This window comes from Rhodococcus aetherivorans, from assembly GCF_011058165.1.
GTDB classification, from domain to species: domain Bacteria; phylum Actinomycetota; class Actinomycetes; order Mycobacteriales; family Mycobacteriaceae; genus Rhodococcus; species Rhodococcus aetherivorans.
The window spans coordinates 1-17476 of record NZ_JAALEG010000106.1 but is presented as its reverse complement, the minus strand read 5'-3'; the positions used below and the strand labels follow the sequence as shown (position 1 = coordinate 17476).

General features: G+C 69.1%; 35 protein-coding genes, 1 tRNA gene and 1 pseudogene. 7 read left to right on the top strand and 30 right to left on the bottom strand.

Annotation, left to right across the window (positions count from 1 at the left end; translation table 11 throughout):
* Positions 1-84: 84 nt before the first annotated feature.
* The 26 genes from G6039_RS26890 to G6039_RS26765 all read right to left on the bottom strand — a co-directional run bounded on the left by G6039_RS26890 (position 85) and on the right by G6039_RS26765 (position 9914).
* The gene (locus G6039_RS26890) at positions 85-306 is read right to left on the bottom strand and encodes a hypothetical protein (RefSeq protein WP_152103820.1); all 222 of its coding nucleotides are present in this window, start codon (positions 304-306) and stop codon (positions 85-87) included.
* 318 nt (positions 307-624) lie between these two features.
* Positions 625-1344, bottom strand: a complete 720-nt coding sequence (locus G6039_RS26885) for a hypothetical protein (protein WP_043801185.1) — start codon at positions 1342-1344, stop codon at positions 625-627.
* Positions 1341-1610, bottom strand: coding sequence for a hypothetical protein (locus G6039_RS26880; protein WP_152103819.1), 270 nt, complete (start codon positions 1608-1610; stop codon positions 1341-1343). The genes G6039_RS26885 and G6039_RS26880 overlap by 4 nt, the downstream gene beginning before the upstream one ends.
* On the bottom strand, positions 1600-2856 hold the full coding sequence (locus G6039_RS26875; RefSeq protein WP_152103818.1) for a hypothetical protein: 1257 nt from the start codon (positions 2854-2856) through the stop codon (positions 1600-1602). Before G6039_RS26875 ends, G6039_RS26880 begins: the two co-directional genes overlap by 11 nt.
* Before the next feature lie 104 nt (positions 2857-2960).
* Complete coding sequence (locus G6039_RS26870; protein ID WP_043801180.1) at positions 2961-3197, bottom strand: hypothetical protein; 237 nt, start codon at positions 3195-3197, stop codon at positions 2961-2963.
* Positions 3194-3385, bottom strand: coding sequence for a DUF1508 domain-containing protein (locus tag G6039_RS26865; RefSeq protein ID WP_043801178.1), 192 nt, complete (start codon positions 3383-3385; stop codon positions 3194-3196). The genes G6039_RS26870 and G6039_RS26865 overlap by 4 nt, the downstream gene beginning before the upstream one ends.
* Positions 3378-3632, bottom strand: a complete 255-nt coding sequence (locus tag G6039_RS26860) for a hypothetical protein (protein WP_043801174.1) — start codon at positions 3630-3632, stop codon at positions 3378-3380. The genes G6039_RS26865 and G6039_RS26860 overlap by 8 nt, the downstream gene beginning before the upstream one ends.
* The gene (locus tag G6039_RS26855; protein WP_043801172.1) at positions 3629-3967 is read right to left on the bottom strand and encodes a hypothetical protein; all 339 of its coding nucleotides are present in this window, start codon (positions 3965-3967) and stop codon (positions 3629-3631) included. The genes G6039_RS26860 and G6039_RS26855 overlap by 4 nt, the downstream gene beginning before the upstream one ends.
* Entirely contained in the window at positions 3964-4266 is a 303-nt protein-coding gene (locus G6039_RS26850; RefSeq protein WP_043801171.1) for a DUF7352 domain-containing protein, read from the bottom strand. Before G6039_RS26850 ends, G6039_RS26855 begins: the two co-directional genes overlap by 4 nt.
* Positions 4263-4592, bottom strand: coding sequence for a hypothetical protein (locus G6039_RS26845; RefSeq protein WP_043801170.1), 330 nt, complete (start codon positions 4590-4592; stop codon positions 4263-4265). The genes G6039_RS26850 and G6039_RS26845 overlap by 4 nt, the downstream gene beginning before the upstream one ends.
* Before the next feature lie 109 nt (positions 4593-4701).
* The gene (locus G6039_RS26840; RefSeq protein ID WP_051446129.1) at positions 4702-4986 is read right to left on the bottom strand and encodes a hypothetical protein; all 285 of its coding nucleotides are present in this window, start codon (positions 4984-4986) and stop codon (positions 4702-4704) included.
* Positions 4983-5771 carry a DUF6551 family protein gene (locus tag G6039_RS26835; RefSeq protein WP_051446128.1) on the bottom strand — a complete coding sequence of 263 codons (789 nt, stop codon included), beginning with the start codon at positions 5769-5771 and terminating at the stop codon, positions 4983-4985. Before G6039_RS26835 ends, G6039_RS26840 begins: the two co-directional genes overlap by 4 nt.
* Positions 5772-5774: 3 nt before the next feature.
* Complete coding sequence (locus tag G6039_RS26830; protein ID WP_161780455.1) at positions 5775-5927, bottom strand: hypothetical protein; 153 nt, start codon at positions 5925-5927, stop codon at positions 5775-5777.
* A complete protein-coding gene (locus G6039_RS26825) occupies positions 5924-6241 on the bottom strand; it encodes a hypothetical protein (protein WP_043801169.1) in 318 nt (105 codons plus the stop codon). The genes G6039_RS26830 and G6039_RS26825 overlap by 4 nt, the downstream gene beginning before the upstream one ends.
* Positions 6241-6531 (bottom strand): hypothetical protein, encoded by a 291-nt coding sequence (locus G6039_RS26820; protein ID WP_043801168.1) that lies wholly within the window; start codon positions 6529-6531, stop codon positions 6241-6243. Before G6039_RS26820 ends, G6039_RS26825 begins: the two co-directional genes overlap by 1 nt.
* Positions 6528-6707 (bottom strand): hypothetical protein, encoded by a 180-nt coding sequence (locus G6039_RS26815; protein ID WP_152103817.1) that lies wholly within the window; start codon positions 6705-6707, stop codon positions 6528-6530. Before G6039_RS26815 ends, G6039_RS26820 begins: the two co-directional genes overlap by 4 nt.
* Positions 6704-7072 (bottom strand): hypothetical protein, encoded by a 369-nt coding sequence (locus G6039_RS26810; RefSeq protein WP_043801165.1) that lies wholly within the window; start codon positions 7070-7072, stop codon positions 6704-6706. Before G6039_RS26810 ends, G6039_RS26815 begins: the two co-directional genes overlap by 4 nt.
* Complete coding sequence (locus G6039_RS26805) at positions 7069-7251, bottom strand: hypothetical protein (RefSeq protein WP_043801163.1); 183 nt, start codon at positions 7249-7251, stop codon at positions 7069-7071. Before G6039_RS26805 ends, G6039_RS26810 begins: the two co-directional genes overlap by 4 nt.
* Positions 7251-7430 (bottom strand): hypothetical protein, encoded by a 180-nt coding sequence (locus G6039_RS26800; RefSeq protein WP_043801162.1) that lies wholly within the window; start codon positions 7428-7430, stop codon positions 7251-7253. The genes G6039_RS26805 and G6039_RS26800 overlap by 1 nt, the downstream gene beginning before the upstream one ends.
* A gap of 202 nt (positions 7431-7632) precedes the next feature.
* Positions 7633-7890 (bottom strand): hypothetical protein, encoded by a 258-nt coding sequence (locus tag G6039_RS26795; protein ID WP_043801158.1) that lies wholly within the window; start codon positions 7888-7890, stop codon positions 7633-7635.
* On the bottom strand, positions 7890-8117 hold the full coding sequence (locus G6039_RS26790) for a hypothetical protein (RefSeq protein WP_043801156.1): 228 nt from the start codon (positions 8115-8117) through the stop codon (positions 7890-7892). Before G6039_RS26790 ends, G6039_RS26795 begins: the two co-directional genes overlap by 1 nt.
* Positions 8114-8326 carry a hypothetical protein gene (locus tag G6039_RS26785; protein WP_043801153.1) on the bottom strand — a complete coding sequence of 71 codons (213 nt, stop codon included), beginning with the start codon at positions 8324-8326 and terminating at the stop codon, positions 8114-8116. Before G6039_RS26785 ends, G6039_RS26790 begins: the two co-directional genes overlap by 4 nt.
* A complete protein-coding gene (locus tag G6039_RS26780) occupies positions 8323-8580 on the bottom strand; it encodes a hypothetical protein (protein WP_043801151.1) in 258 nt (85 codons plus the stop codon). Before G6039_RS26780 ends, G6039_RS26785 begins: the two co-directional genes overlap by 4 nt.
* The gene (locus G6039_RS26775) at positions 8577-9341 is read right to left on the bottom strand and encodes a phage antirepressor KilAC domain-containing protein (RefSeq protein WP_051446127.1); all 765 of its coding nucleotides are present in this window, start codon (positions 9339-9341) and stop codon (positions 8577-8579) included. Before G6039_RS26775 ends, G6039_RS26780 begins: the two co-directional genes overlap by 4 nt.
* Positions 9341-9535, bottom strand: coding sequence for a hypothetical protein (locus G6039_RS26770; RefSeq protein WP_152103816.1), 195 nt, complete (start codon positions 9533-9535; stop codon positions 9341-9343). Before G6039_RS26770 ends, G6039_RS26775 begins: the two co-directional genes overlap by 1 nt.
* Positions 9536-9593: 58 nt before the next feature.
* On the bottom strand, positions 9594-9914 hold the full coding sequence (locus G6039_RS26765) for a helix-turn-helix domain-containing protein (RefSeq protein WP_235194099.1): 321 nt from the start codon (positions 9912-9914) through the stop codon (positions 9594-9596).
* Between the two features lie 230 nt (positions 9915-10144).
* Between G6039_RS26765 and G6039_RS26760 the strand changes: the two genes are divergently transcribed.
* From G6039_RS26760 to G6039_RS26745, 4 genes are read left to right on the top strand one after another with little or no spacing between them, the layout of a single operon-like run.
* A complete protein-coding gene (locus G6039_RS26760) occupies positions 10145-10717 on the top strand; it encodes a helix-turn-helix domain-containing protein (RefSeq protein WP_043801149.1) in 573 nt (190 codons plus the stop codon).
* A 58-nt stretch (positions 10718-10775) separates the two neighbouring features.
* The gene (locus G6039_RS26755; protein WP_152103815.1) at positions 10776-11243 is read left to right on the top strand and encodes an ImmA/IrrE family metallo-endopeptidase; all 468 of its coding nucleotides are present in this window, start codon (positions 10776-10778) and stop codon (positions 11241-11243) included.
* A 25-nt stretch (positions 11244-11268) separates the two neighbouring features.
* The gene (locus tag G6039_RS26750; protein WP_161780454.1) at positions 11269-11424 is read left to right on the top strand and encodes a hypothetical protein; all 156 of its coding nucleotides are present in this window, start codon (positions 11269-11271) and stop codon (positions 11422-11424) included.
* Positions 11424-12551, top strand: coding sequence for a tyrosine-type recombinase/integrase (locus G6039_RS26745; protein ID WP_043801139.1), 1128 nt, complete (start codon positions 11424-11426; stop codon positions 12549-12551). Before G6039_RS26750 ends, G6039_RS26745 begins: the two co-directional genes overlap by 1 nt.
* Positions 12552-12639: 88 nt before the next feature.
* Here the strand turns inward: G6039_RS26745 and G6039_RS26740 are convergent.
* From G6039_RS26740 to G6039_RS26730, 3 genes are all read right to left on the bottom strand, one after another.
* Positions 12640-12730 (bottom strand) — tRNA-Ser (locus tag G6039_RS26740).
* Positions 12731-12775: 45 nt separating this feature from the next.
* On the bottom strand, positions 12776-13249 hold the full coding sequence (locus G6039_RS26735; protein WP_029547062.1) for a nucleoside deaminase: 474 nt from the start codon (positions 13247-13249) through the stop codon (positions 12776-12778).
* Positions 13250-13789 carry a tRNA adenosine deaminase-associated protein gene (locus tag G6039_RS26730; protein ID WP_029547061.1) on the bottom strand — a complete coding sequence of 180 codons (540 nt, stop codon included), beginning with the start codon at positions 13787-13789 and terminating at the stop codon, positions 13250-13252.
* A gap of 48 nt (positions 13790-13837) precedes the next feature.
* Here G6039_RS26730 and G6039_RS26725 point away from each other — a divergent pair, with 48 nt between their 5' ends.
* Positions 13838-14800, top strand: a complete 963-nt coding sequence (locus G6039_RS26725; protein ID WP_029547060.1) for a prephenate dehydrogenase — start codon at positions 13838-13840, stop codon at positions 14798-14800.
* The gene (locus G6039_RS26720; protein WP_029547059.1) at positions 14788-16137 is read left to right on the top strand and encodes an amidase; all 1350 of its coding nucleotides are present in this window, start codon (positions 14788-14790) and stop codon (positions 16135-16137) included. Before G6039_RS26725 ends, G6039_RS26720 begins: the two co-directional genes overlap by 13 nt.
* Before the next feature lie 38 nt (positions 16138-16175).
* On the opposite strand, the gene G6039_RS26715 is transcribed toward G6039_RS26720, so the two are convergent.
* Complete coding sequence (locus G6039_RS26715) at positions 16176-16787, bottom strand: putative glycolipid-binding domain-containing protein (RefSeq protein WP_072633992.1); 612 nt, start codon at positions 16785-16787, stop codon at positions 16176-16178.
* Positions 16788-17004: 217 nt separating this feature from the next.
* Between G6039_RS26715 and G6039_RS26710 the strand changes: the two are divergent.
* Positions 17005-17476, top strand: a pseudogene (locus G6039_RS26710) (GIY-YIG nuclease family protein); the annotation flags it as partial.

Here is a 17476-nt window from a genome sequence, read left to right as displayed (position 1 = left end):
CGCACCGACAAGCCCGCCGACAGTGTCGCCGAGGAGACCGGGGAGGTGACACCGGCCTTGACTGCCTGACCCACTCCCGAGGAATCACGCGACGACGTCGTACACCACCTCCAGGGACTTGACCGCGTGCGAGTGGTCCGCAGCCAACGGCTTGCCGTCGAAGTTGCGGTCGGCATCACGGAACATCGGCCGACCACACCACCAGCACGGCGCACCGTCGACGTGTCGGCGCAGCAGCCTGGTGCGCTGCTGCTGATGCGCCCAACCCAGACCCTTCTGGGTCGTGGTCTTCTGCCGCGGCGGCATCAGGATGCGCGGCGCGCGTTGAGGTTGCGCAGCCAGATCAGGATACGGCCGACCAGGGTCAACTCCATGGCATGACCTTTCGAAGTCAGCACCACCCGGGCAGCGTTGACCTCGTCCTCGGCGGGGAAGCTGGGGAGTCATGGGGCGCTTCGCCGTGCAGTCCTTGCGGCGTGGGACCCGGGTGATGGTCTGTGAAACGAGAACTCCCACACCCGCATCTGGGCATGGGAGGTCGCTCGGGGACATCATGCCTGTGGATAACTCTGTTGGCAAGTTCCCCACCCCAGCTCGGCGCGCCGCTCCTGTCGGCTCATCGCGCTACCCTGCCCGCTCGATCTCGCGCTCGGGATCGCGCAGCATCTTCGCCAGCCAGTCCCACTCACGCCGAGTCCACGCCGGATGATCGTGCCACCGCATCCCGCACATCGTGCGCGGCGGCGAGCAGTTCACGCCGCGGCAGACGATCAGCGGCTCGTCGGTCTCGTCGTCCGGGTCCGGGTAGTGGATCTCCATCGTGCGCTCGCCGTGCACATCTGACAGGCCGCGGCCGTTGCACCACGGGCAGATCCCGTTGAGCACCTGCCCGTCCCGGATGTCCCCGAGCATCCGGGCCGACTGCCGCACGATCGGGCCGATCTCGTAAGCCACCCAAGGCAGCGTCTTGTCGTCAGCCCGGTGCGCTGCCTCCAGACATGAGCACGCCACCTCGATCCAGGGGCGCGGGTCCTTCGATGCGGCATCGCTCGGCAGACTTCCGTCTTCAGCGTCGGCGACGTCGACCACGGTGCGGGCAATGTCCTCGGCCTTGGTCACCAGCGTGTAGATCAGGTCGAGCACACCGACGTCGGCCGGCGCCGGACGCGGCACGCCCTTCGGTCCGAGGCGCTCGAGGTCCTCGGGTGAGAGAGTGCGGCTGGTGCGGGGCCGCTCGGCCCAGGCCCGGGCGGTGCCGGGGATCTTCAGCGCGACCAGCGAGGGCCACGCCTCCACGAGGTACTGCAGGTCCGTGCGCACCTGGTGGTAGCTCGCCTTGCTCATGCCGGCACCGCCTCTCCCCCGGCGCTCTGCTCGGCCGGGCTGTTCGGGTCCATCCACGCCAGCAGTCGCGACAGCGGCTGAGCGGGGTCGACCATGGCGGCGCACGAGATGGCCAACCCGATCAGCTGCTGCCGATCCAGGCGGGCGGTCAGCTGGGCCACATCGCCGGCGTCCCCGTCGCCGTGGGTGATGGCGACCAGCCGCACAGCCCGGGCATCGAGGTCTGCGAGTGCTTCATCGGTGAAGGGAGGTGGGTTACTGGGCATGGGGGTCTCCTGATCGAGAGGTGGTGGACTGCGATCGGGAACGACGACCACGACGCGAGCGGGAACGGGATGAACGAGAAGGAGCGTCGTGAGAGTGGTTCCGGTTACCGACCAGACCCGTCCCGTCCCGACCCGACCCGGCACTTCCAGAAGCTGGAGAGTGGGGTTCTGCTGGATCTGCTGTATCCAGCAGGTCGGGTGTTGGTGCTGGTCGTGGTCGGTTTCTCTGATGCGCGTGGTCCCGTTGGCGGCGGGGTCGCGGTGGGATTGGGTGCGCGGTGTCCGCGTGGTTGGCGGGTCGCTGCTGTCGGTGTGGTGCGCGTGGTCCGGCTGGGTGCTGGGTCGCTGCGGTGGGCGCGGTGTCCGCCTGGGTGGTCGGGTCGCTTCCGTGGGTGGGCGCGGTATCCGGCTGGGTGTCAGGTCGCTGCGATGGTTCTGGTTCGGGTGCGCGTGATCCGGCTGGCTGTCGGGTCGCTGCGGTTGGCGCGTTATCCAGCTGGCTGCTGGGTCGCTGCTCGTCCACGAGGGGCTGTCGGTCCTCGGGGATCGTTCCGGGTGGCAGGGTACGTCCTGCCCGGGTGTTGATGGTGAAGCCGTTCGCCTTCGCCCAGTCGTGGGCAGTGATCCAGTCGCGGGTGTGCGGCGAGTAGTACGGCTTCGTGGGGGCCGGGAGCAGTGGGTGTCGCTCGTCGGCGAGTGGGTCGTTGCCGCGGGCTGCGTTGCAGCCCTGGCAGGCCACCACCATCGTGTCGACGGTGGCGGCCTTTCCGGCGGCGCGGTGGTCGTACGTGCCGCGGAGGCGGCCTTTGCGGGCGCGCCAGTTCACGACCTGTCCGCAGTAGCGGCAGGCGTCGCCGTCGCGAAGGCGGACGGGGACGATCAGCTCTGGGTTGGCGTTGTCGGTCTTACGTTGGCGTTCCCACTCGACCTCTTCCTTGGTGCGCATGTGCAGGAACTCGGTGTCGTCGACGATCTTCCACATGCGGATGCCGTCGACGGTGACCTCTTCCATCAGCCCGCTACGAACGGCGATGTCGAGGAGCTCGGCTTCGGCACCGTGGCCGACGGAGGCGGCGACGCCGTAGGAGACCAGATAGTCCGACAAGTGGGCGGCCGACAGGGTTGCGCAGAGGGAGACGAATCCGAACGTGGCGATGCGGGTCATCGCGTCGACGTCGGCCAGCTCGAACAGGGCCAGGTATCGGGGATGGGTGGCGGCGGTGTCGCCGGTTCGGAGCCACGGCATCAGCACGCACCTGGGTGGACTGCTGGTCTGGTTGGCATCGGGCGTGTCTCCTCGTCGAGTCGCGGCGAACAGTCGGATCAGGCGGTGGGGTGGGGCGCGCAGGCTCATGCCGGCCACCCGGGCGCGTCGATGAGCCGGTCCGCGACCCGCTCGTACAGATCGGGGTAGGTGACGCCGATCTGGGTGCGGAGGCGCTGGTAGTGGCCGACGTGCCAGTGTGGGCAGAATTCGCACGGATAGGCGATGCAGTCCTGCCCGTCCTGGAGGGACAGCATCCGGGCGTCGACGATCGCGTGCGCCGCCGTGAGGTACGGCTTCTTGCCGTGATGCTGATGACTCATGGCGCGGTGTCGTCGATGAACTGGTAGTGGTCGCCGTCGCGGTTGGCGAGGTACAGGCCGTCGAGGGCTGCTCCCTTCGTGGTGTAGCCCTCCGCCGAGTCGGAGATGACACGGCCGTTGCGGGCGCGGCGCTGCCACCGGAACTGGCCAGCCGTGTCCCGGTACAGACGGACGGTGTGCTCAGCCATCGGAGGTCTCGTATTCCAGTACGGCGGCACGCACTTCGCCGGGATCTGGCAGGTAGTAGTAGTCGTCGCGGTCGCCGGGCTTCTTGTTGGCCTTGGCCCACTCGTAGGCGTACAGGGCGCGGCGCACGCGGGATGCGGTGGTGAGGATGTAGCCCTTCGGGTGCGGGGCGTCCATCATGAATGCGGCATCGGCCGCGTGCTGGGCGATCCGGTCCACTTCGATCCGGTCACTCGCTCGTCCGGTCATCGTTCGAGTCCTTTCCAACCGGCGCGTGCTGCCATGACGCCGGCAGCAACGCCGTTGAGGTAGGTCCAGGCGTCGAGAAAGCTGAGCGGTGAGATCGACGAGCCCCCGACCGCGACGCAGAAGTGGTCCGGCTGCAGGACACCGTTGACATACAGGGTCGATGGCGACACCCGGGGGCGGATACCGCATTCGAGTTCGACGACGGCACACTGCCATTCCAGTTTCGTCAGCTTCGGCCACGTCCCGTCGAACTCCGGCTCGACGTTGGTGAACTGGCCATCGTGGACGCGGCGCACCTCGACGAGCTGGTCGAGGATCTGGGCGGTGACGGTCACGGCAGCACCACCTCCGCCGCGACGTTGGCATCGAGGTAGACGTGCCAGACCAGACCGTTGCTCATCACCGCGGTGCCGAGATACAGGGCCTGCGGCGGCACGGTCTGTCCGGTGCCGACCACGAGCAGGCGGTGGGGCCGGTCCGTGGCGCCGGAACGGAACTCGTACCACAGGTCTATGCGATGGTCCGGGTACTCGCGGCACGGTGCGACGTGCAGCAGCCGCGCACCGGACGGGAGGTCGACGGTGACGGTGTCCGCGACCTCGAAGTTGACGCGGTGGATGGTTCGCGGGTTCACAGCGCGGTCTCCAATGCGGTGATCAGATGGATCGCTGGCAGGTACGGGCGCAGCGGGTCCGTGCACCACGCGTCGAGAACGCGCTGCCGGGCGGCCTCGGAGCGAAGGGTGGCGTCGAGCTGGCTGGTGAGGCGACCGTGATCGTCGGCCCATCCGTGTACCTGCCGCACGAGCTGGTCGTTGCGCTGGACGAGTTCCCGGTTGCGTTCCCGGCATTTGGCGAGCTCTGCGCGCGCGTCCTCGAGCTGTTGGTGCATCGGGATGTGCGCGACGGGGCCTGGGAAACCGCCGGCTGCGGCGCGGGCGTTGTCGTGGGCGAGGCTCATGGGAGTGTTCCCCTTCCGGTCGGGGCCAGGACGGTGATGACGATCGCAGCGGCGGTGAGCACGCCGACGGCGGTGAGGCCAACGGCCTCGGCGATCGTGGTGATGGTCTTCATCGGGTTCTCCATTCGTCGGCGTGCGGGCACGACACGAAGTGGCTGAGGTAGAGGGGTTGTCCGCAGGCGCGCAGGGCATCGCGGCGCGGACCTTGGACGACGACGGCGCGCAGTCCCCCGCCGTCGACCGGGTAGACCGCGAGGTTGCCGTTCGGCGTCGAGGCCGGCTCGAGCGGGATGGGCTTGTCCTTCGTGGTGGTGGCCCAGACGATTTCGGCGCGGCAGGAGGTGCATCGGGTGGCGCCGGGCAGGTGGTGCTCGGTAGTAGTCAGTGGGATCACTTCCTCTGCAGGATGGTCAGGTCGAGGCGGCCGCGGCCTGGCCGGCGGTTGTAGGCAGTGACGAGGACGCGCGCGATGAGCTGCGGGAAGGTCCCCTTCGTTCCGGAGTCCTGCAGATCGCGGGCGCGGGCGTGTAGCTGGCGCGGGGTGATGTCGGACATGGCGTCGGCGAGTCGTCCGGAGTCGAGGTAGAGGGCGTACTTGTCGAGCACGAGGGCGATTCCCTCGATGACGACGGCCTTCTTCGCGGATTCGTCGCCGGGCCAGACGTCGAGGACCAGGACGAGGGTGTCGGCGAGCACCTCGGGCGCCGATCGGTTCCAGATGCGTTCGAGGGCGGCGCAGCACTGCAGGTTCTTCGGGCCCGGGTCTTGGGTGACGGCGAGTCCGCACTCTGCTGCGATGCGTTCGATGGCGGTGACCGTGGCGTCGCCGGCGGCGCTGCGCGCGTGCCAGCGGTCCCAGGTGGTGAGCTGTCGGGTCTTGGCGTCGATGTCGAAGAACAGCTTCGCCTCGCCCTCGGGGGTGAGGCCGGTGTGCACGGTGGCGGCGAGTTGCATGTCTGCGTCGACGGTGCGGGCTGCCGCCCATCGGTGTTGGCCGTTGATGATCGCGTACCGCGGTGCGGTGTCCTCGCCGCGGTCGGAGACTTCGAGGACGCCGACGAGGCGTCGGTTCCAGTCGCGGGCCATGCGTTCGGCGCGGCGGTGGTCGAGTTCGCGTTGGTAGGTGGGGTCGGCGAACATGGCGCCGACCGGTATGACGTCGATGTAGGTGTCTGGCACTGGTCACTCCTGGGCGGGCAGGGGCAGTGGAAGTGGTTGCTGTCCTGCTATTTCCGAGCGGCGGTGGTGGTCGGTGGCGAGCCAGGTGAAGATCCGCATCCGGCGTTCGGCGGATTGGGCGTGCCACCATGCGTCTGCATCGGCGACGGTGCTCATCGGTACCTCCACTGCCGCTTCGCTCGTCGGGGCAGGTCGATTCGGATATGCGCTGGCCTCGGGTTCGGTGGCCGGCGCGCGTGGCAGGTGTCGGAGTGCAGGACGTACAGCGGTTGCTGGTCGGCGATGGCGCGGTGCAGGTCGTCGCCGCGGAGGATGTCCGCGTAGACCACGCCGTCCTCGTCTCGGACGTCGCGTTTGCGGACGCGGCCTACGGCGGGGTCTGGGTAGAGGTCCAGGCGGATGCGTTTACCGGATCCCGTGGAGGTGGCCCACGTGATCTCCTCCTTGCAGTCCCTGCACCGCGATGCCATCAGTCGGGGGCCACCACCCGGGCGGCGACCGCGATGAGCGCGGCCGCCAGGTCGTTCGCCTGCGCCGCTGTGAGTTCGGCGGCGTGCGGGGCGATCCGGCCGTCGGGTTCGACGGTGATGCACGCGGATCCGTCCGGGGATGTCCAGGCGATCATCGTGCGATCGGCTGGCAGCTGGCACGGTGCGGCGAGCGGCGGTAGGTGCACGACAGCGATGCCGGTGCCGAGCTGGAGGGACAGGGCGCGGGCGTCGTCGTCGGACAGTGCCGGTCCGGTGTCGATGGTGGTCACGGTGTTCCCTCCGGTTGCTGGTAGGCGGGGCATGGGCAGACCGCGAGCTGGGCGCGGACTTCGTAGCGGCCGTCGCGGTCGGTGCAGCAGGATCCGCCGCGGGCGTGGTGGGTGCGGGGGTGTCCGCAGGCCGCGCATAGGGCCAGGTGGTCGAACTCGGGGATTGGCAGGCTCATCCGGCCCTCCGATCTGTCCTGGGCCGGTACGCGATGTCGACGGGCTGATCATCGAGGCACTCGACTAGTCCCGCGACGTGCTCAGGGCGGTGCACCTCGTACGTTCCGTTCGCCTTCATGGCCAGCGTCTCCGGCGGGGTCGGTGGCTCGACGAAGTTGTCGGCTTCCCACATCGCGGCGTAGGTGCGCCACGAGATCGCGAGGTTCACCGCGGCGTTCGCCTGGGTGAGCAGCTCCCCGCGGGAGGCGGCGTTCGGTTGGGCGGCCTGGTCGGTGAGCGCATACGCGAGCTCGGACGCGATGTCGCCGATCATGCGTGCCTCGCAGGCGTCGATCTGGTCCAGGCGGTGGCGTGGGTCGGTCATGGTCGGGTGCTCCTCGCGTCGCGTAGGGCTTCCTCGACGCTGTCGATCAGCGCGACGGCCTCGTCGAGGGAGAGGTACACATGCCCGGCCGGTTGGCCGATGGCGATACGGACCTGCTGGGTCGCCGGCCGGTAGGACACCTGCGGGGCGCCGTGGCAGGTGGATTCGAGGAATGCCATCACCACACCCCCGTCTGCAGGAACCCGGCGACCTTGAGCACGAGGAACAGCGCTGCGACGCCGCCGGTCACGATGCCGATGTCGAATGCGGTCTCGCCCCAGCTCGGGGTGTCGAGTTCATCGGCCGCGGTGAGGTATTGGTTCCAGCCTGCGTCGGAGTCGATGCGCGGACTTGTCACGATGCACTTCCTTCGGTTCTGGCTCTGGTGTGACGGCGTACGTTGGGCCGCAGGTACGGCCAGAGTTCGGTGCGCGCCTGTGCGACCGGGACTCGGCCGGCATTGATGAAGTCGCACAGCGATGCGACGACTGGGTCGAATCGCCGCGGCCCGACGAGGTTCTCGACGATGGCGTCGAGGTCGAGCTCGGCGTACGGCGGCGTCACCGGCCGGCCTCGGTGTCGCGGTGGGCGACCCAGTACACGGCTTTGAACTGGTCGTCGTAGGTCTGCTCGAGCTCGATGGTCGGCAGGCCGTCGGCCTTCGCCGCCTTCCATTCCCGGTAGTCGCACAGCTGCCAGGGACCGAACCCCTTCGGTGGCGGCTCGACGACGAGGGTGAGGGATACGGGAGGACGTTTGTCCGTCGCGAGTGTGGCCGGTTCGGCGACCCAGACTCCCAGGTGGTGCGGTGCGCTCATCAGTCCTCCTCCCCCACCTGTGCGGTCAGGTCGTCGGCGAGGTTCTGCGCGTCCTCGCGGGAGAGGTTGATCTCGAACTGGACCGGCCCGGCGACGATCGCGACGGTGACCACCTCGTTGCCGTCCTCGTCTTCACCGGCGCCGGTCACAACGAGCAGCTGGTCCTGATCGATGGTCGGGATGGGGTGCGCGTAGTAGCTGGTCTTGCTGTGCCGCTCGATCGTCATGCCGCACCCCCATCCACCACGACGGGCGGGAGTTCCGCGAGCGTGCCCGGGTCGAGGGGGAGTCCCCGGAAACCGGGCGCGTAATGCGCGTGGAGCTCGTTGTGGGCACGGCCCTGCTGCAGCACCTCGTCCCACACCTGGCCGGACACGGTGATCCGGCACTGTGGGCACAGGTACACGTACGGGTCTGTGATGGCCGCGGCGATCATGACGCCCTCCTGGCTGTGCGGGCCGGGCGCTTACCCATGCGCCATGCGATGGCGTGTGAGGGCAGGATCAGCCAGCGGCACTTGCGCGGCCCGTTCGGTCCCGACGCCTGGTACGCCGGAAGCTCGCCGCGCTGGCAGGCCTTGAGCACCGTGTCGTACGACGGTGAGGTCCTGGTGCCGTGTCCTTTCCAGCCGAGCATCCGGGCGGTGTCCTCGACGGACATCGGGATCTCAAGCTCGCGATGGGCGCTCATCGGTCACCGCCTTCGACGACGGTTGGTGCCTGCGTCAGCTTCTTGCGGAGGAACTCCAGCCCGGATGGCCGAACGAAGGTTGTGGCGGTCGGCACGGTCTCCTGAGTGCGCGGGTTGGTGTAGGTGCCCGGCACGACCTTGAAGTGGTGCTCGTACCGCTGGTACGGCAGGTTGTTGCCCTGCAGCACTCCCATGCGGCGCAGGTCCCGCATCATCACGTTGCGGCCCCAGCCGAGGATCTTCGATGCGGCGAGCATCGAGTACGTGCCGTCGGCCTCCATCAGCTCGTCGTAGAACTCGGCCTTGGGTTCGAGCTCGTGCACGCGGGCCTTGAGTGCCTCGACTTTCCGCGTGGTGATCGCGAGGGCCTGGGCGACGATCTCGTCCTCGGTAAGTGCCGGCACGGTGGTCTCGGCTTCGCGGGTGCGGATCGCGAAGTACGCCTGCGCTGCGGCGACCTCCGGCTTGCGGGGATCGCCGTTCATCGCGACGAGGTAGCAGGCGAAGCGCGCGAGCTCGATGTCCTGCTGGGGGCGGCCTGCACCCTTTTTCGTGACGCCGAGGAAAAGGGTGTTCACGTCGTGCCCCTGCGCCACGGCCGATGCGTGCGCCCGGGCGACGGCAGCGGTGAAGTTCTCCCACCGGTCGTAGCCGAGGATCGGCATGAGGTCGCGGGCCGCCCAGAACTCGGTGCCGTCAGCGCGGACCTGCCGGAGAGCGTCGAACGGTGCGGCCTGTGTGGTGGCAACGTCGGTGTACATCAGGCCACCGCCTGGACGGACAGTTCGGCGAGGCCGACGCACAGCTCGTTGTTTCCGAGGTCATCACCGTAGGACTCGCCGGCGATCACGACCGTCGCGCAGCGCTCGCTTCCGTGCTGGTGGTAGTCGAGGACCTCGACCACTCGCTCGTACTGGTCTGCGACCAGTCGGTGGGTAGAATCTGGGACTGACATTGGGAATGCCTTTCGGTGTCGTGGCCCTGCACCTGGTGGCTCAGGTGTGGGGCCGTTTTCATGCGGCGGTGACTGCCTTCCGCTTGTTGGTTTGCTGCTTGTTAGTTGATCCGTGTACCTCAAAAAGCACTTCGACGGGGACCTCGAGGGCCTCCGCGATGTGGTTCGCTGTTCGCGGTTCACAGCTTCTGCGTCTGCCGGCGAGCAGGTGGTCGATGAAGCTCGGGTGCACATCGGCGTACCGAGCTAGGCGCCGGGCCGACATCTTCTTGCCGGGCTCCGGTCCGACGAATGCTCGCAGCAGGTCTGGGGTGCGGAGTTTCATCCACGTTCCCTTCGGCCAGCGGCGGTAGGTGTACATCGGTTCTTGCGCTCCCATCCTGGCTGTGTAGGCGCCTATCTGTCAACTACTGAGCAGAACTGTACTGCCTACTGGTAGGCACCTGTCAAGAAATAACAGCCTTGTATTTCCGCAGCCTGCGGTTATGCGGCAGCATGTGGGGAGTCCATTGGTAGGCACCCGCGGGCGTGTCCAGCGCCGACAAGCGGTAGGCAGGAAAAGTGAGGCCGGCATTGCAGGGTTCCGATGAGGCAAGTCACGCTTCTCTCGTGCCCACACTCGCCGACCTGATCACCGCCCGGAAGAAGGAGCGGGGATGGTCCTACGCGCAGCTCGCTCACCGCGCCGGTGACGTGCTGTCGGCGCAGCGCTGGCAGCAGCTGGGTACCGGAGTGCGGATCAAGGAGTTCCCCGAACCCGCCACTCTGGCCGCCATGGCGGATGCCCTCGACATCGACGTGAGCGTCGTGGTCCTGGCCGCCGCTAAGTCCACCGGCCTCGACGTGCGCAACGACCTGTCACTGCTTGCTCAGCAGTTGCCGGCCTCCGCGGCGCGCCTCGAGCCCGACGCGCGCAACGCCATCGTTGCGCTCGTTCGTGCCATCACCAAGGAGACCCAGCATGACCAAGAGCAGGAATCGCGGACGGAAACGGGCGGCGCGGAGCACGGCCGCAAGGCTGGCGGCGATCGCTCGCGGCGATCGCCCTCCATGAAGCGCAACAAGGTCACACCCTTGAATCCGCCGAATCAAGGCTCCGACCCGAACCCCGGAGACATGCCGCCCTGGGACGAGTCGAAGGAGCTGGCCGCGTTCCGGCCGGACCCGGACGACGTCGAGTAGCGGCGCGTCCCGATCTTGAAACCGGCCGGTAGGTTCGAACACATGTTCTAATTCGGACATGGGGAGGATCACACTCGTACGCCATCGCGAGCGATGGCATCCGTGGAGACACGTCGGCAAGCACTACCCACACATCTCGGTCACCTGCGCCCACCGCCTCACCGACGGCCGGCGCGGATCGTGGACCGAGGACGGCATCTACATCGACCGCGACCTGACCCAGGTCGAACGGCGCTGCGCCCTCGCCCACGAGATCGTCCACCTCGAGCGAGGTCCACTTCCCACCGATCCGCGCCTCGCGGCGATCGAGGAGCGCGTTGTCAGTATCATCGCCGCGCGCCGGCTCATCCCCCTGGACGACCTCACCGAGGCCCTGATGTGGGTCTCGCTCGAGGACCAGGCCGAGCTCGCTGACGAACTGTGGGTGGACATGCCCACCCTGCGGATCAGACTGCGCCACCTCGCGCATGAGGAACGCGCGCACATCAATCAGGAGCTCGCCCGCCGGCAGCCCTGGAACAACTGACCATCTCCCGGGAAGGAACACACCGATGGGATGCGAATGGATCGAAGAGCCCGACGGTAAGGGCGGCACGATCGGGTACACCGCGTGCTCGTGGCCCAATCCGAACAGGACGAGCGTCGGGGAGGTCCAGGACCGCAAGACCGAGGCCCCGGACGACGACGGCCCGGAGTGGGGTGCCTGATGGCCACAGTCAAGGCGTACAGCACTGCGAAGGGCCCGCGGTACAAGGTCCGGTACATGAAGCCGGACGGCAGCCAGGGCAGCAAGAGCGGCTTCACTACCGCCGAGGCGGCCCGGGACTGGGCCTCCCGGGTGGAGGTGAAGAAGTCCGACGGCGAGTACATCGATCCGCGACACGGCCGGCGCACCGTCGACGAGCTCGCGCCCGCGTGGCTGGCGGCGAAGAAGTCGAAGCTCAAACCGTCGGCGTACGGGCCGCTCGAGTCGGCGTGGCGGATCCACGTGCAGCCCCGGTGGGGACACCGGCAGCTGGCCAGCATCGAGGTCAGTGACGTCGAGGAGTGGGTCACCGAGCTCGTCACCGAGGTCCGCGACCCGAGGAACCCGGACGTGGTGCTGAAGAAGTCCGCGTCGGCGACGACGGTGATCCGCGCGCACTCGGTACTCGCCGGCATACTCGACCGGGCGGTGCGCGATCGGAAGCTCGCAGCGAACAAGGCCCGGGACGTGGAGAACCTGCCGCGCAAGACACCCAAGCGGAAGATCTACCTCACGCACGAGCAGGTCGCGGCGATGGCTGAGGCCGCCGGCCAGTGGGGCACGCTCGTGCATCTGCTCGCCTACTGCGGACTGCGGTGGGGTGAGGCGGTCGGGTTGCGGGTTTCGGACCTGGACATGCTGCGCCGGCGGGTGAACGTCTCCCGCAACGCGGTGCAAGTGGGTGCGCGCATCGCGCTGGGCACCACGAAGTCGAACAAGCCACGCTCGATCCCCATCCCCCGGTTCCTACTCGAGGAGCTGGCCGAGCAGGTACGCGGGAAGCCACGGGACGCGCTGGTATTCCCTGGCCCCGACGGCGACTACCTGCGGCGGCCGAACTCCGAGCGCGGCTGGTTCCGGGCCGCAGCGCGCAAGGCCGGCGCCGATGAGCTCACCCCGCACGATCTGCGGCACACCGCGGCGTCGCTCGCGGTGTCGGCCGGCGCGAACGTGAAGGCGGTTCAGCGGATGCTCGGGCACGAGTCCGCGGCCCTGACGTTGGACGTGTACGCGGACCTGTTCGACGACGATCTGGACTCGGTTGCGGACGCGCTGGACCGTGCACGGCGCGGGGTGACGTCGGCGTGACTGTCCGAAAACTGTCCGATCGCTGTCCTCCCCTGCCTGGTGAGGGCAGAAAAATAGCCCCTCACCTGCGTGAACAGGTGAAGGGCTTTGGCGGTGGCGGAGGGATTTGAACCCTCGGACGGGGGTTACCCGTCACACGCTTTCGAGGCGTGCTCCTTAGGCCGCTCGGACACGCCACCGCCCACGACTTTACCGGATTCGGTCCCGGAGTTGAAATCCGCAGGTCACCGGCGTTCGGCGAGACGCTGGGCCCGGAAGAAGCCTTCGAGCACCGCCGCGCATTCGTCCTCGAGCACGCCGCCGCGCACCTGTGGGCGGTGGGTGAGCCGACGATCACGCACCACGTCCCACAGCGACCCGACCGCACCCGTCTTGGGCTCCCATGCCCCGAATACCACGCGGTGGACCCTGGCCAGCACCAGCGCGCCCGCACACATCGTGCACGGCTCCAGCGTCACGGCCAGCGTCGTGCCCTCGAGCCGCCAGCCGTCGCCGTGCACCTTCGCCGCCGCGCGCAGCGCCAGCACCTCCGCATGAGCCGTCGGATCGCCCGTGGCCTCCCGCGAATTCGCCGCACGGGCCAGCTCGGTCCCGTCCGCATCGAACAGCACAGCACCCACCGGCACGTCGCCGGCCGGCGCCGCGGCGGCCGCCTCCAGCGCGGCCCGGATCATTGCCTCGTCGTCGCGCAGGCCCATCTAGGGGCGCAGCTTGTCCAGCGTCGTGGCGAGGACGTCGTCGAATCCCAGCCGCTGGGCGATCTCCTCGATCTGCTCGTCCGGATACAGATCGGACTCGGCGGCGATCACCGCCAGCACCGGCTCCGGCAATCCCAAGTCCGCGAGAATCCCCAGATCGCCCTCCTCCCACGGCTCGATGTCGTCGAGCTCGTCGGGGTCGATATCCGGGATTTCGATGTTCAACGCGTCGAGCACGTCGGCGGCGATGTCGTAGTCGATCGCCATGGTCGCGTCGGACAGCAGCAGACGCGTGCCCGACGGGGCGGGCCGGACGATGACGAAGAACTCGTCGTCCACGTTGAGCAACCCGAAGATCGCGCCGGTGCTGCGCAGCTCGCGCAGCTCCCGGTCGGCCACCTCGAGGCTCGTCAACACCGCCGCCGACAGTGCCTTGCACTTCCAGCGACCGTCCTCCCGCGTCACGGCGACCCCGAACCCGTCGAGGTCCTCAGTCGAACTCACGGAAGGGCTCTTGTTCCCCGCACGCTGCGCAGCCATGGGCGCAACGGTAGTCGGCGCAGTCCCGTGAATGAAGTCCAGCGGGCGATGTGCCAACCTGTTCGGGTGCCCACCTCCGCGTCCACCCCGCCCGTGTGTGTGCTCGGCCTCGGCCTGATCGGCGGATCGTTGCTGCGTGCGGCCGTCGCCGCGGGTCGCGAGGCCTGGGGATACAACCGGTCGGCGGAGCCCGTCGAGGCCGCGCGGGCCGACGGATTCGACGCCTCCACCGACCTGCCGGCCACGCTGCGGCGCGCCGCGGAATCCGACGCCCTCGTCGTCGTCGCCGTGCCCGTGCCCGCGGTGGACGCGGTGCTCGCCGCCGTCGCCGAGCACGCCCCGCACGCCGCGCTGACCGACGTGGTCAGCGTCAAGTCGCAGGTCGCCGCCGCTGTCGCCGCCCACGGGCTGTCCGCCCGCTTCGTCGGCGGCCATCCCATGGCCGGCACCGCCGAGTCCGGCTGGTCGGCGGGATTCGCGGAACTGTTCCGCGACGCGGTGTGGGTGGTCACCGTGGACGACGGCACCGACCCCGTGGTGTGGACGCAGGTCGCCGATCTCGCCCTCGACTGCGGTTCCGTCGTCGTGCCCGCCGAATCGGGTGAGCACGACGCCGCGGTCGCCCGCGTCTCGCACCTGCCGCACCTGCTCGCCGAGGCACTGGCGGTGTCCGGGGCCGCCGGAGGCGACCTGGCGCTGGGCCTGGCCGCCGGCTCGTTCCGCGACGGCACCCGCGTCGCCGGGACGGCACCCGCGCTGGTCGACGCGATGTGCGAGGGCAACGCCACGGCGCTGCTCACGACCCTCGACGAGACCCTCGAGGTGCTGCGCCTCGCCCGCGAGCGACTCGCCGACGGCAGCACCGCCGAGCTGACCGCCGCCGGTCACGCCGCCCGGCGACGATTCGAGCAGCGCGCACGGCGGCCCGTCACCGGCATCGTCCCCGGCGATGCCGACTGGATCGCCCGGCTGCGCGAGGCCGGCCGCCGCGGCGAGGTGTGGACGCGGTGACACTGCGCGACACCACGGCGGCACTCGCGAAAGGCGAACTGACCGCCACCGGCCACGTCCGGCAGGTGCTGGCCGACCTCGACGCCCTCGACGGCACACCGTGGTCGAACCTCGTGGCCGCTCGCAACGACGCCGCCGCCCTCGAGTCCGCCGCTCGCGCCGACGCCGAGCTCGCGGCCGGCAACTGGATCGGCCCGCTGCACGGTGTCGCCGTCGCCGTCAAGGACAACATCGACGTCGCCGGGATGCCGACGCGGTGCGGCAGCAACGTCCTCGCCGACGCACCGCCGGCCGCACGGGACGCCAGGATCGTCGAGCGGCTCCGCGAGGCCGGCGCCGTCGTGGTCGCCAAGACGCACCTGCACGAGTTCGCGTACGGGCCGAGTGGCCTGGTCAACGCGTCCGGACCGGCCCGGCACCCGCACGATCCCACCCGGATCACCGGCGGCTCGTCCTCGGGGTCGGCGGCGCTCGTCGCCAAGGGCATCGTGCCGCTGGCGCTGGGCACCGACACCGGATGCAGTGTGCGGACCCCGGCGGCACTGTGCGGCGTCGTCGGCCTCAAGCCCACCCGCGGCGCGTTGCCGGTCGACGGGGTGTTCCCCCTGTCCACCACCTTCGACCACGTGGGCCTGCTCGCCCGCGACGTCCTCGACGCAGGACTGGCGTGGGGTGCGCTGCCCGGGATCGCACACCTGCGCACGCCCGTCTCGGGTCTGCGGGTCGGGCGGCTGCGCGGCGGCCTCTGGGACGTGCCCGACGCCGCATTCGAGTCCGCGCTCGACGACGCCTGCCGCACGCTCGCCCACCTCGGTGCGGAGGTACGGGACGTGACGCTGCCGGAGACCGACGACCTGCTCGCCGTGTATCCCGTCGTCACCGGCTCGGAGGCGTACGAAACCCATCAGCGCTGGTTCGAGAACGACCCGGACCTCTACCAGCCGGCCACCGCGGCGCTGCTCGCGGCTCAGCGGGACCGTCCGGCGACGGACTACGTGCGGGCCGTGCGAACGGCCGCCCGGCTGCGCCGCGACGTCCTGCGCCGGCTACGCCGCGACGACGGGCTCGACGCCCTGATCACCGTCACCACCCCGCTGCGATCGGCCGCACTCGACAGCGACCCCGCCGCGCTCCGGGGGCCGCTGTTGCAGATGTGCATCCCGTTCAGCGTGCTCGGCGTACCTGCGGTGTCGGTTCCCGCGCCGGGCGGCGGGGACTTTCCCATCGGCGTACAGGTGATCGGATTGACCACCGGGACCGGCGGGCACGGCAGTCACCCCGCAGAGTCCACGGCCCTCGCACTGGCGATGGCAGTGGAGGGCAGCGCCCTCTCCTGAAACTGCGAGGGCAGCGCCCTCTCCTGAAACAGCCCGGCCTAGATCCGCCCCGCCAGACCGGGGTAGTCCACGACGAAACCGTCGCCGTCCACCGTCACCGAGGAGCTGGAGACCGGGGACAGGACGTGGATGCCGTCGGCCGCGCTGCTGTAGACGAGGGTGGCCTCCTCGATGCCGAGGTCGAGCAGGTTCACGTAGACGACCGGAACCTCGAGTTCGTCCGCGCCGGACTGCAGCCCGTAGCGGCGGATCGGCAGCGCATTGAAGAACGGGCTGAGGATGACATCGACGTCGAGTGCCCCGCCGAACGCCGAACGCTGGTGCTGGGTGCCGTTGTCGACCATCCAGATGCCCTCCTCGGACCGGCTGATCGACATGTGCCTCTCGCCGGCGGCCACGGTCGTGCGCACCGACAACCGGCGCGTCACACCGTTCTCGTCGGTCACGAGGTCGTACGACGCGCTGAACGCGGGGTGCTCCGCGCACTGCGCGCCGACGATGCGACCCGCCGCCTTGATGCGACTGCCGCTCAGTTGGACACGCACCGACTCCATCCGAGGAACGTCGTACGCCCGCCACGTCAGAATCGCGGGCCAGTTCGATGCTGGGCTCGCCGCAGACCGCGCGGCATCGGGGACTGGGATGCTCACGTGTCTACGTTAAGCGACGAGCCACCCCCAGGGAGCAGGGGTGCCGTGAATCGTGCCCTTCGTGTAGCCGACGACTACGGCGAACGTGGCGATCGTCACATCACGGGCGCGTGTCCGCGGCACCAAGACGCGGTTGCCGGGCGGTGACCACCGGCGTTGTGCAGCGCGTTTGAGCACGCAACCCGCTACCCGCAAGAGACTGGCCTACAGTCGCCTCATGCGTACCGTGTGGACAGTTCCTCAGAACATCGCCCAGATCCTCCTGGAGTCCCCCGAGATCCAGATGTTCCTGACCAGCAACGAGCTGCCCGATACCGCCGCGGACCCTCGTCAGCGCCTCGCCGAGTTCACTCGTGCGCTCGCCGCCCTGGCCCGCCACACCGGACGCGCCTTCGGCTCCGTCGATGCCGCCAACCGCGAACTGTTCGGCGGCTCCGCCGGCACCGTACCGGTCGCCTTGCGCCTCGCCGTCCTGCGCGAGATCGTCACCGACGTCGACGACCGCACCCCCACCCCGGACCCGCTGCCGGCGATGGTCGTCGAACAGCTCGGTGCCTATGTGTACGCCCTCGTCGATCCGCGCGACCACACCGTCCTGCACGTCGGACAGGGCCGCGGAAACCGCCTGTTCGCCTTGACCTGGACGGCACTCGGCGAAAACCACAAGCTCACCGCCGGCGGCGAGGCCC

Bases quoted from the DNA above. Each gene is read 5' to 3' on its own strand.
- G6039_RS26890 (WP_152103820.1), bottom strand. From the start codon at position 306: ATGCCGCCGCGGCAGAAGACCACGACCCAGAAGGGTCTGGGTTGGGCG.
- G6039_RS26865 (WP_043801178.1), bottom strand. From the start codon at position 3,385: ATGGCTGAGCACACCGTCCGTCTGTACCGGGACACGGCTGGCCAGTTC.
- G6039_RS26780 (WP_043801151.1), bottom strand. From the start codon at position 8,580: ATGAGCGCCCATCGCGAGCTTGAGATCCCGATGTCCGTCGAGGACACC.
- G6039_RS26765 (WP_235194099.1), bottom strand. From the start codon at position 9,914: ATGGGAGCGCAAGAACCGATGTACACCTACCGCCGCTGGCCGAAGGGA.
- G6039_RS26860 (WP_043801174.1), bottom strand. From the start codon at position 3,632: ATGACCGGACGAGCGAGTGACCGGATCGAAGTGGACCGGATCGCCCAG.
- G6039_RS26795 (WP_043801158.1), bottom strand. From the start codon at position 7,890: ATGAGCGCACCGCACCACCTGGGAGTCTGGGTCGCCGAACCGGCCACA.
- G6039_RS26815 (WP_152103817.1), bottom strand. From the start codon at position 6,707: ATGAGCCTGCCAATCCCCGAGTTCGACCACCTGGCCCTATGCGCGGCC.
- G6039_RS26810 (WP_043801165.1), bottom strand. From the start codon at position 7,072: ATGACCGACCCACGCCACCGCCTGGACCAGATCGACGCCTGCGAGGCA.
- G6039_RS26745 (WP_043801139.1), top strand. From the start codon at position 11,424: ATGGCCACAGTCAAGGCGTACAGCACTGCGAAGGGCCCGCGGTACAAG.
- G6039_RS26825 (WP_043801169.1), bottom strand. From the start codon at position 6,241: ATGGCATCGCGGTGCAGGGACTGCAAGGAGGAGATCACGTGGGCCACC.
- G6039_RS26875 (WP_152103818.1), bottom strand. From the start codon at position 2,856: ATGCCGTGGCTCCGAACCGGCGACACCGCCGCCACCCATCCCCGATAC.
- G6039_RS26885 (WP_043801185.1), bottom strand. From the start codon at position 1,344: ATGAGCAAGGCGAGCTACCACCAGGTGCGCACGGACCTGCAGTACCTC.
- G6039_RS26880 (WP_152103819.1), bottom strand. From the start codon at position 1,610: ATGCCCAGTAACCCACCTCCCTTCACCGATGAAGCACTCGCAGACCTC.
- G6039_RS26845 (WP_043801170.1), bottom strand. From the start codon at position 4,592: ATGAGCCTCGCCCACGACAACGCCCGCGCCGCAGCCGGCGGTTTCCCA.
- G6039_RS26830 (WP_161780455.1), bottom strand. From the start codon at position 5,927: ATGAGCACCGTCGCCGATGCAGACGCATGGTGGCACGCCCAATCCGCC.
- G6039_RS26735 (WP_029547062.1), bottom strand. From the start codon at position 13,249: ATGGGCCTGCGCGACGACGAGGCAATGATCCGGGCCGCGCTGGAGGCG.
- G6039_RS26750 (WP_161780454.1), top strand. From the start codon at position 11,269: ATGGGATGCGAATGGATCGAAGAGCCCGACGGTAAGGGCGGCACGATC.
- G6039_RS26775 (WP_051446127.1), bottom strand. From the start codon at position 9,341: ATGTACACCGACGTTGCCACCACACAGGCCGCACCGTTCGACGCTCTC.
- G6039_RS26785 (WP_043801153.1), bottom strand. From the start codon at position 8,326: ATGATCGCCGCGGCCATCACAGACCCGTACGTGTACCTGTGCCCACAG.
- G6039_RS26770 (WP_152103816.1), bottom strand. From the start codon at position 9,535: ATGTCAGTCCCAGATTCTACCCACCGACTGGTCGCAGACCAGTACGAG.
- G6039_RS26805 (WP_043801163.1), bottom strand. From the start codon at position 7,251: ATGGCATTCCTCGAATCCACCTGCCACGGCGCCCCGCAGGTGTCCTAC.
- G6039_RS26725 (WP_029547060.1), top strand. From the start codon at position 13,838: ATGTGCCAACCTGTTCGGGTGCCCACCTCCGCGTCCACCCCGCCCGTG.
- G6039_RS26870 (WP_043801180.1), bottom strand. From the start codon at position 3,197: ATGAGTCATCAGCATCACGGCAAGAAGCCGTACCTCACGGCGGCGCAC.
- G6039_RS26755 (WP_152103815.1), top strand. From the start codon at position 10,776: ATGGGGAGGATCACACTCGTACGCCATCGCGAGCGATGGCATCCGTGG.
- G6039_RS26790 (WP_043801156.1), bottom strand. From the start codon at position 8,117: ATGACGATCGAGCGGCACAGCAAGACCAGCTACTACGCGCACCCCATC.
- G6039_RS26730 (WP_029547061.1), bottom strand. From the start codon at position 13,789: ATGGCTGCGCAGCGTGCGGGGAACAAGAGCCCTTCCGTGAGTTCGACT.